Source organism: Corynebacterium haematomassiliense (assembly GCF_013978595.1).
Taxonomy (GTDB): Bacteria; Actinomycetota; Actinomycetes; order Mycobacteriales; family Mycobacteriaceae; genus Corynebacterium; species Corynebacterium lehmanniae.
On the sequence record NZ_JACDTZ010000001.1, the window covers coordinates 1992364 to 1999713 of the forward strand.

Annotated in this window: 7 protein-coding genes; 4 read left to right on the forward strand and 3 right to left on the reverse strand. The window is 68.9% G+C overall.

Annotated features, from left to right (window positions below; all coding sequences use genetic code 11):
* The 4 genes from H0193_RS09250 (at position 1) to H0193_RS09265 (ending at position 4459) form a co-directional block, all read left to right on the forward strand.
* Positions 1-2157, forward strand: a complete 2157-nt coding sequence (locus H0193_RS09250; RefSeq protein WP_181889530.1) for a DNA polymerase III subunit gamma and tau — start codon at positions 1-3, stop codon at positions 2155-2157.
* Positions 2158-2196: 39 nt separating this feature from the next.
* Positions 2197-2571 (forward strand): YbaB/EbfC family nucleoid-associated protein, encoded by a 375-nt coding sequence (locus tag H0193_RS09255; RefSeq protein WP_181889531.1) that lies wholly within the window; start codon positions 2197-2199, stop codon positions 2569-2571.
* A gap of 62 nt (positions 2572-2633) precedes the next feature.
* Positions 2634-3260, forward strand: a complete 627-nt coding sequence (recR, locus tag H0193_RS09260) for a recombination mediator RecR (RefSeq protein ID WP_181889532.1) — start codon at positions 2634-2636, stop codon at positions 3258-3260.
* Between the two features lie 116 nt (positions 3261-3376).
* Positions 3377-4459: an HNH endonuclease signature motif containing protein gene (locus H0193_RS09265; protein ID WP_181889533.1), complete on the forward strand. Its 1083-nt coding sequence runs from the start codon at positions 3377-3379 to the stop codon at positions 4457-4459.
* Between the two features lie 52 nt (positions 4460-4511).
* Here the strand turns inward: H0193_RS09265 and H0193_RS09270 are convergent, their stop codons facing one another.
* From H0193_RS09270 to H0193_RS09280, 3 genes are all read right to left on the reverse strand, one after another.
* Entirely contained in the window at positions 4512-5234 is a 723-nt protein-coding gene (locus H0193_RS09270) for a glutamine amidotransferase (protein WP_181889534.1), read from the reverse strand.
* Entirely contained in the window at positions 5227-6513 is a 1287-nt protein-coding gene (locus H0193_RS09275; RefSeq protein WP_181889535.1) for a Mur ligase family protein, read from the reverse strand. Before H0193_RS09275 ends, H0193_RS09270 begins: the two co-directional genes overlap by 8 nt.
* A 10-nt stretch (positions 6514-6523) precedes the next feature.
* On the reverse strand, positions 6524-7350 hold an 827-nt coding region (locus tag H0193_RS09280; protein WP_181889536.1), incomplete at its 5' end, for a DNA polymerase III subunit epsilon.

Sequence of the window (7350 nt, forward strand, 5' to 3'; positions counted from 1 at the left end):
GTGGCTCTGTACAGGAAATACCGCCCCGCAACGTTCGGCGAGGTCATCGGCCAGGAGCAGGTGACCCGCCCACTTTCGACCGCCCTGGACAACGGGCGGATCTCGCACGCCTACCTCTTCTCCGGCCCGCGCGGCTGCGGAAAGACATCCTCGGCGCGCATCCTGGCGCGCTCCCTGAACTGCGCCGAGGGGCCGACTTCCACCCCGTGCGGCGTGTGCGAATCCTGCGTTGCGCTCGCGCCGGGCGGGTCCGGCAACCTGGACGTGATGGAGCTCGACGCCGCCTCCCACGGCGGCGTGGAGGACATGCGTGAGCTGCGCGAGCGGGCGCTGTTCGCGCCGGCGGAGTCGCGCTACCGCGTCTTCATCATCGACGAGGCCCACATGATCACCAAGGAGGGCAACAACGCCCTGCTGAAGATCGTGGAGGAGCCGCCGGCCCACCTGATTTTCATCTTCGCCACCACCGAGCCGGAGAAGATGCTGGGCACCATCCGCTCGCGCACCCACAACTACCCGTTCCGGCTGCTGGCGCCGCAGGCGATGCGCGAGCTGGTGCAGCACGTGGTGGAGGAAGAAGGCGTCCACGTCGACGAGAACGTCTACCCGCTGGTCATCCGCGCAGGCGGCGGCTCGCCGCGCGACACCCTGTCGATTCTGGACCAGATGCTCTCCGGCGCCGGCGAGGACGGCCTGACCTACGAGCTGGCGCTGCCACTGCTGGGCGTGACGGACCTGACGCTTCTCGACGCCGCCGTCGACGCCCTTGCCGACCGCGACGCTAGCGCGATGTACCGCACCATCGACCAGGTCATCGAATCCGGCCACGAGCCCCGCCGCTTCGCCCTCGACCTGCTCGACCGCATGCGCGACCTGCTGCTGATCCGCACCGTCCCGGATGCCTTCGGGCAAGGGCTTGTCGACGCCCCTTCGGACCGCGCCGACATCCTCACCCAAGAAGCCCACCAGTTCTCCCCGCAGCACCTGGCTTTGTTGGCGTCCGAGGTCAACGACCGCATCGCGAGCCTGCGCGGCGCGACCTCGCCCCGCCTGCTGCTGGAGATCATGGCCGCCCACCTGCTGACGTTGCAGCCGGGCGGCGGGGCCGCCCTGCCCGCCCCGGCCACCGGTGCCGGCGCTGCTGGTGCTGTCCAGCCCCAGGCCGCTCCTTCATCTGCGCCGTCACCGCAGCAGCCCCAAACGTCGCAACAACCCAGCTCTGTTCCCGCGGGTGGTGGCGCGGCCGCGGCGGCCGCCGCAGCAGCCGCAGCCGCGAGCTCGCGCAACCGCCAGCAGGAGGCGCCTGCGCAGCCCGAGCCGCAGCCAGCGCAACAGCAGGCAGAACCCCAGCAGCCGGAGCCCAAGCCTGAGTCCCAGCCGGATACGGACGAGTTGTTCGAGCGCATCGACAAGGACTGGACGCGGCTGCGTCAGTCCGTCGGCGAGCGCAACAAGGTCGCCGAGATCATGCTCACCGAGGCCAAACCGCTCGGCTTCGACGGCGACGTCCTCGTGGTCGGCCACCACACCGGCGCGCTGGCCGAGCGCATCAACGCAGAGAAGAACAACGCCGACATCGCCACTGTGCTTTCGGAGAAGCTCGGGGCGAAGATCCAGGTCCGCTGCGTCATCGGCACCGACCCGTCTACCGCGAACCTGCGCCGCCCCGCCAAGCGCGAGGTGTGGAACCCGGGCGCTGAAACCAGCAGCGAGGACGGCTCGAGTTCCGACAGCGCCGAATCCGACGACCCTGCGCCTGCCAGCGGCTGGGACTCGCCCGCCCAGATCGGCGAGTCCGCCGCGGAGCAACCCGCCCCGCCGCAACCACAGGCACAGCAGCAACCGCAGCAGCCAGCCCAACCAACGCCCGCCAAGCGCGAGGACGACTGGCGCAGCGCAGCACTTGCCGCCAGCCAGAAGGCCGCCGAGAAAGCCAAGCGCGAACGCGACGAAATTCCGCCGCCGCCCGAGCCGTATGACTATGACGAGGGGGAGCCGGAGGCGTCGATAGGCAATGTGCCCGAATACACCCGCGAGGACGAAGAACGCGACATGGCTGACCAGGCGCGCGACGAAGCCGGCACCGCCGACCGCCGCGACGCCACCGAAGTCGCGATGGACCTGCTTGCCGCCGAGCTCGGCGCGAAGCCGTTGTAGACTGGCCCGAGAACTATTAGCGAACGAAAGGGGACAACCATGACCCAGCCGCAAGACATGCAGGAACTCATCCGCCAGGCCGCCGAGGTGCAGGCCGCCCTCCAGCAGGCGCAGATGGAGCTGCTGCAGACCGAGGTCACCGGCACCGCCGGCGGCGAACTCGTCACCATCACCATGACCGGCGGCGCCGAGATCACCGACATCAAAATCAAGCCGGAGGCTGTCGACGCCGACGACATCGAGTCGCTGCAGGATCTTATCCTCGCCGCGTACCGCGACGCCCACAACCAGGCCGGCAAGCTCGCCGAGGAGAAGATCGCCCCGCTGACCGGCGGCGCGATGGGCGGCGGCGCACCGCAGGGTGGCGCACCGCAGGCAGGCCCGGGCGAGATCCCGTTCGGCGGCATCATCTAACACCCGCTTAACCGCGTCCGGCCCCTTGCGGTCGGGCGCGTTTTCTTTTGTGAAAGGACGCCGTGTTCGAAGGACCACTGCAGGACCTTATCGACGAGCTATCGCGCCTCCCCGGCGTCGGACCGAAGTCCGCGCAACGGATTGCGTTTCACCTTTTGAAGGAGGAGCCGGAGGACGTCGATAGGCTGCGCGCCGCGTTGGCCGCCGTGCGCGACGGGGTGACGTTCTGCCGCATCTGCAACAACGTCTCGCGCGAGGACGTGTGTCGCATCTGCGCCGACTCGGGGCGCGATAAGGCGCTCGTGTGCGTGGTGGAAGACGCGAAAGACATCCAGGTCATCGAGCGCACCGGCGAATACTCCGGTCGCTACCACGTGCTGGGTGGGGCGCTGGACCCGCTGGCCAACGTCGGGCCGAAGGATCTGGCGATTGCGCCGCTGCTGCAGCGCATCGGTGGGGTGCTTCCGGACCTGGAGGGCGCCGGGGCGCCGGCGGTGTCCGAGGTCATCTTGGCCACCGACCCCGACACCGAGGGCGAGGCGACCGCGTCGTACCTGGTGCGGCTTTTGAAGGATTTTCCGGACTTGACCATCTCCCGTTTGGCGTCCGGCATGCCGCTGGGTGGGGACTTGGAATTTGTCGACGAGCTCACGCTCTCCCGGGCCCTGACCGGCAGACTGCGGTTGTAGCGCCGCGGTTCCCGGGTGGGGGCGGCTGTGGACAACTTTGGGGCTGGTGTGGCGAGTTATCCACAGATTTCGTTTCGGGGGTTGTGCGGGGTTGTGTGCTGTTTAGTGTTCGTGGCATGAACCCGTTCGACGCGTTTATCGAGGCGATGGCCGCAGCATCCATGGAGACGCTGCGGCACTTCGACCTGTCGGTTGCGCTTTCGGCTGGGATGGCGCCGGATCGGGCGCGCGCGTGGGACGGGATGCAGAAGGTGTACTACGGGCCGACGAAATTCACCCGAAAGCAAGCGTTGGCAGTACAGAAAGCCCGCGGGTTCTCCCTGGACGAGCTCGCGTTGATCGAACGCCGCGTCGGCGGCGTGAAAGACGCCGGCGAGCGGTGGCGGCTTCGCCTGGCCTTGTTGGATGTCACCGGCGGGTACCGCGCGATCGAACGCGCCGCACGAGAATTGGTACCCCGCGCGGATAACGCTCCGAAGAAGAAACAGGTCGCGTTCTCCGCGCCGAAGAACGGCCGAGCACGCATCACCATCGACACCACCGACCGCAAAGCAGCAGACCTCGAACACCGCCTGCGGCAAGACATCGACGCCACACAGCCAGCAGCACCCCAGATGGAGGAGGCGCTCTGGCGCATCGTCGAAGGCAAAACCGGCGGGGTCGTCGCTGCCGCGCCACGCCCGATCGTGATGGTGCCGATTTCCGAGCACGCCCGCATCATGGCGGGTAATGGCGACGACATCATCCTCACACTCACCGACGGCACCATCATGACCGGGGCGGAGTACATGCAGCAAGAGTTCGGCGAAGCCTTGGAGGTCGCCGCCTTCCACCCGGAGGAAGGGGCGGTGAACCTGTACGACACCGAGCGCTTCGCCAACCAGAAGCAGCGCGACATGGCCTGCATGGTCTCACCCGTGTGCGCGTTCCCCGGCTGCCGCCACGGGGCGTACGGTGCGGAGATCCACCATGTGGATGCGTGGAAGCACGGCGGCTACACCAACATGGACAACCTCGTGCCGCTGTGTAAGTACCACAACCGCATCAACGACGACGACCCCTGGCGCAAATCCCGCGGACGCATCGCCATGATCAGAGGCGCACCCTGGTGGATCTCACCCCGCGGATACCACCTGAGAAACACAGACCGCGGAGCACTCGACCAACTCTTCGGACCACGAAGTACACCCCTGCACTGACAACGCGAAACGCCGCCGCCCAATCGGACGACGGCGCTCACGCATGCGGTTTTTAGCGCAGGCGCTCCTCGCGCAGCTTGGTTACCGCGTCGAGCTCAAGCGGCTCCAGCTCCGCCAGCGGGATGTCCAGGGCGCGGGCGATGAGCAGGTCCGCCAGCTGCGGGTTCCGGGCGAGTGCCGGGCCGTGCATGTAGGTGGCGATCACGCTGCCCTGCACGACGCCGTCGACCTTTTCTTCGCCGTCGGCGCCGTTGCCCACGCCGCGGGTCACGCGCCCCAGCGCCGACGCGTCCGGGCCGAGCACTGTTGCGCCCATGTGGTTTTCGAAGCCGGTCAACGGCTCGGAAAGCTCGGCGGTGATGCCGGCGCGGGTGGGCTCGGAGGCGAGTTCGCCGGTGGCGCGGCGGGTCAGCGGGGCGGTGGTGACGTCGAGAAGCCCGACGCCCTCGACCTCGTTGCCGTGGGCGCGGAAGGTATGGCCGAGCACCTGCAGCCCGGCGCACACGGCGAAGATGGGCCGGCCGTCGGCGGCCGCGGCCTGCAGCCCGGGGGATGCGCTCAGCCGCGCCGCGGCGAGCAGCTGGGCGGAGTCTTCGCCGCCGCCGAGGGTGTAGAGATCGTGGGAGGGCGGGACGTCGTCGTGAAGCATGATGCGCTCGATGGACGCGTCGATGCCGCGGCGGCGCGCACGCTCGCGCAGAACGAGCGCGTTGCCGTCGTCGCCGTAGGTGCCCAGCACGTCGGGCAGGACGAGGCCGATGGTGAGTTTAGGCACGGTAGTCCTCCTCCTTGGTCAGCGCGCGGCGCAGGTTGAGTAGCGCGGTGTAGTTGGCCAGCACCTCGACGCGCCCGGGCGGGCAGGCGCGGATGGCGGCGATGGGGTCGTGGACAGTGTCGTGGCCGATGCCGCCGTAGGTCAGGCGCACGGCGAGGTCGGTGGCGCGCTCGCCGGCGGCGACGACGTGGGTGTCGCCGAAGTCCTCGAATTTCACGTCCCACAGCCAGGAGACGTCCTCGCCGTCGCCTTGTTGGGCGTTGACGGCGATGACCACGCCGTCGGCATCGCGGTCGACCATGGACAGCGCCTCTTGCCAGCCGGCGGGGTTTTTGGCCAGGAGGAGGTGGACGTCGTGGTCGCCGAGGTGGACGGTGGTGTAGCGGCCGGCGACGTTGTCCACGTCGGCGGCGGCGCGCACGGCGGCGTCGAGGGGGACGTCGAACGCTTCGACAGCGGCAGCGATGGCTTGGGCGGCGTTGCCCCGGTTGGCGCGGCCGGGGAGTTTGAGCTCAAGCTTTGCGACGCCCTCCGGTCCCACCAACGTCTCCCCCTCGACCTTGTACGTGGGGGTGGGGCGGCGGAATTCGCGGCCGTCGGGGAGCGGTTCGACGGCGTACCAGTCCGCTTCCCCCTCGTGCGTGACGGAGGAACGCACGACGTGGCCGCCGGAGCGGGGGTTGGTCACGGAGTCGCCGGTCCAGCCGGCGCCGGCGGAAACCCAGACGGCGTTGGGGTGGTCGTAGGCGATGGAGGTGATCAACACGTCGTCGCAGTTGGCGACGACGGTGGCGTCCGGGTGCGCCATGACGGCTGCGCGCAGGGCGCGTTCGATGGAGTTGATTTCGCCGACGCGGTCGAGCTGGTCGCGGGTGAGGTTGAGCAGCACGAACGCGGTGGGCTGCAGGCGTTCGGCGACTTTGGGCACGTGCAGCTCGTCGCATTCTAAGACGATCGCGTCGGCGTCTTTGCCGGCGAGGAGGGCGGAGATGATGCCGGCGTCCATGTTGTCGCCGCCGTCGTTGGTGGCCACTTTGTGCTTGGCGCCGACGGCTCCGGCGAGCATGCGGGTGGTGGTGGATTTGCCGTTGGTGCCGGTGACCAGGACGGTGGGGCGGCCGCCGCCGAGGGAGGCCATGATGTTCGGGTCGATCGCCGCGGCGACGAGGCCGCCGATCATGCCGCCGGCACCGCGGCCGGTGGCCCGCGAGGCGGCCGTGGCCAGGTTGGCGGCGGTGGCGGCTACCGCGGTGCGGAAGCGGGAGATGGGTCCTTGCATGCGGACAAGGCTACTCCGCGGATTCCATCTGTCCGACTAGCCGGGCGAATTCGTCGCCGGAGACGATGGGGATGTCTTTGCGGTGCGCGTGCATGGCTTTGCCTCGCAGGTCGGCGCCGCGTTGAATGGCGTCGGTGACGGTGACGGACGTTTCGCGGGTGACTTTTTCGCGGTAGGTCAGGCCGGCGCGCACGCCGGCGTCGATGAGCTCGTCGGGGTCGAGGGCGATGTCGTCGGAGACGACGAATTCCATGCCGCGCAGCAGCCCGCCTTTGCCGAGGTGGCCGGGGTTCGCGCCGACGGCGGGGGCTTTTTCCGCATCCACGCGTATCGACGAGCGCTGCAACCCGAACGCGTCCGGCGCCAAATCTTCGGGGTTGAGCTCGACCAGCCCGCCGGGGGCGAGTTGCAGGTACATGGCCACGAGTTTCAGGGTTTGCCCGCGCGAGAAGTCGGCCTCGGGCTCGCCGATGCGCTCGGTGGAGGCGGTCGGCGGGGTGGAGGCGACGCCGACGAGGTTGGCTACAGCGTTGATGCGGGTGTCCACCGGGATGTGGCCCTGCCTGCGCGCACTCGCCAGAAGGTCCACGATCGCAGTTGGCTTAGGGACGTGGCCGACCCTCTGGCGGCGCCTGTTGCCGCGGCCGCGGCGCGAACGGTTCGCCCGGGCCGCGGCGTTCATGGCTCGGCGCGCCTCGGAGACGAGGAAACCCCAGGTGGTGGGGGAGTCGTGGGTGACGAGCACGCGGCCGTCGAGAAGCTTGTCCAGCGTGCGCAAAAAGCGCGAGAACCGCGGGGCTTGGGCGAAGTCGTGCGGGGTCAGGCCGTGGGTGTGGG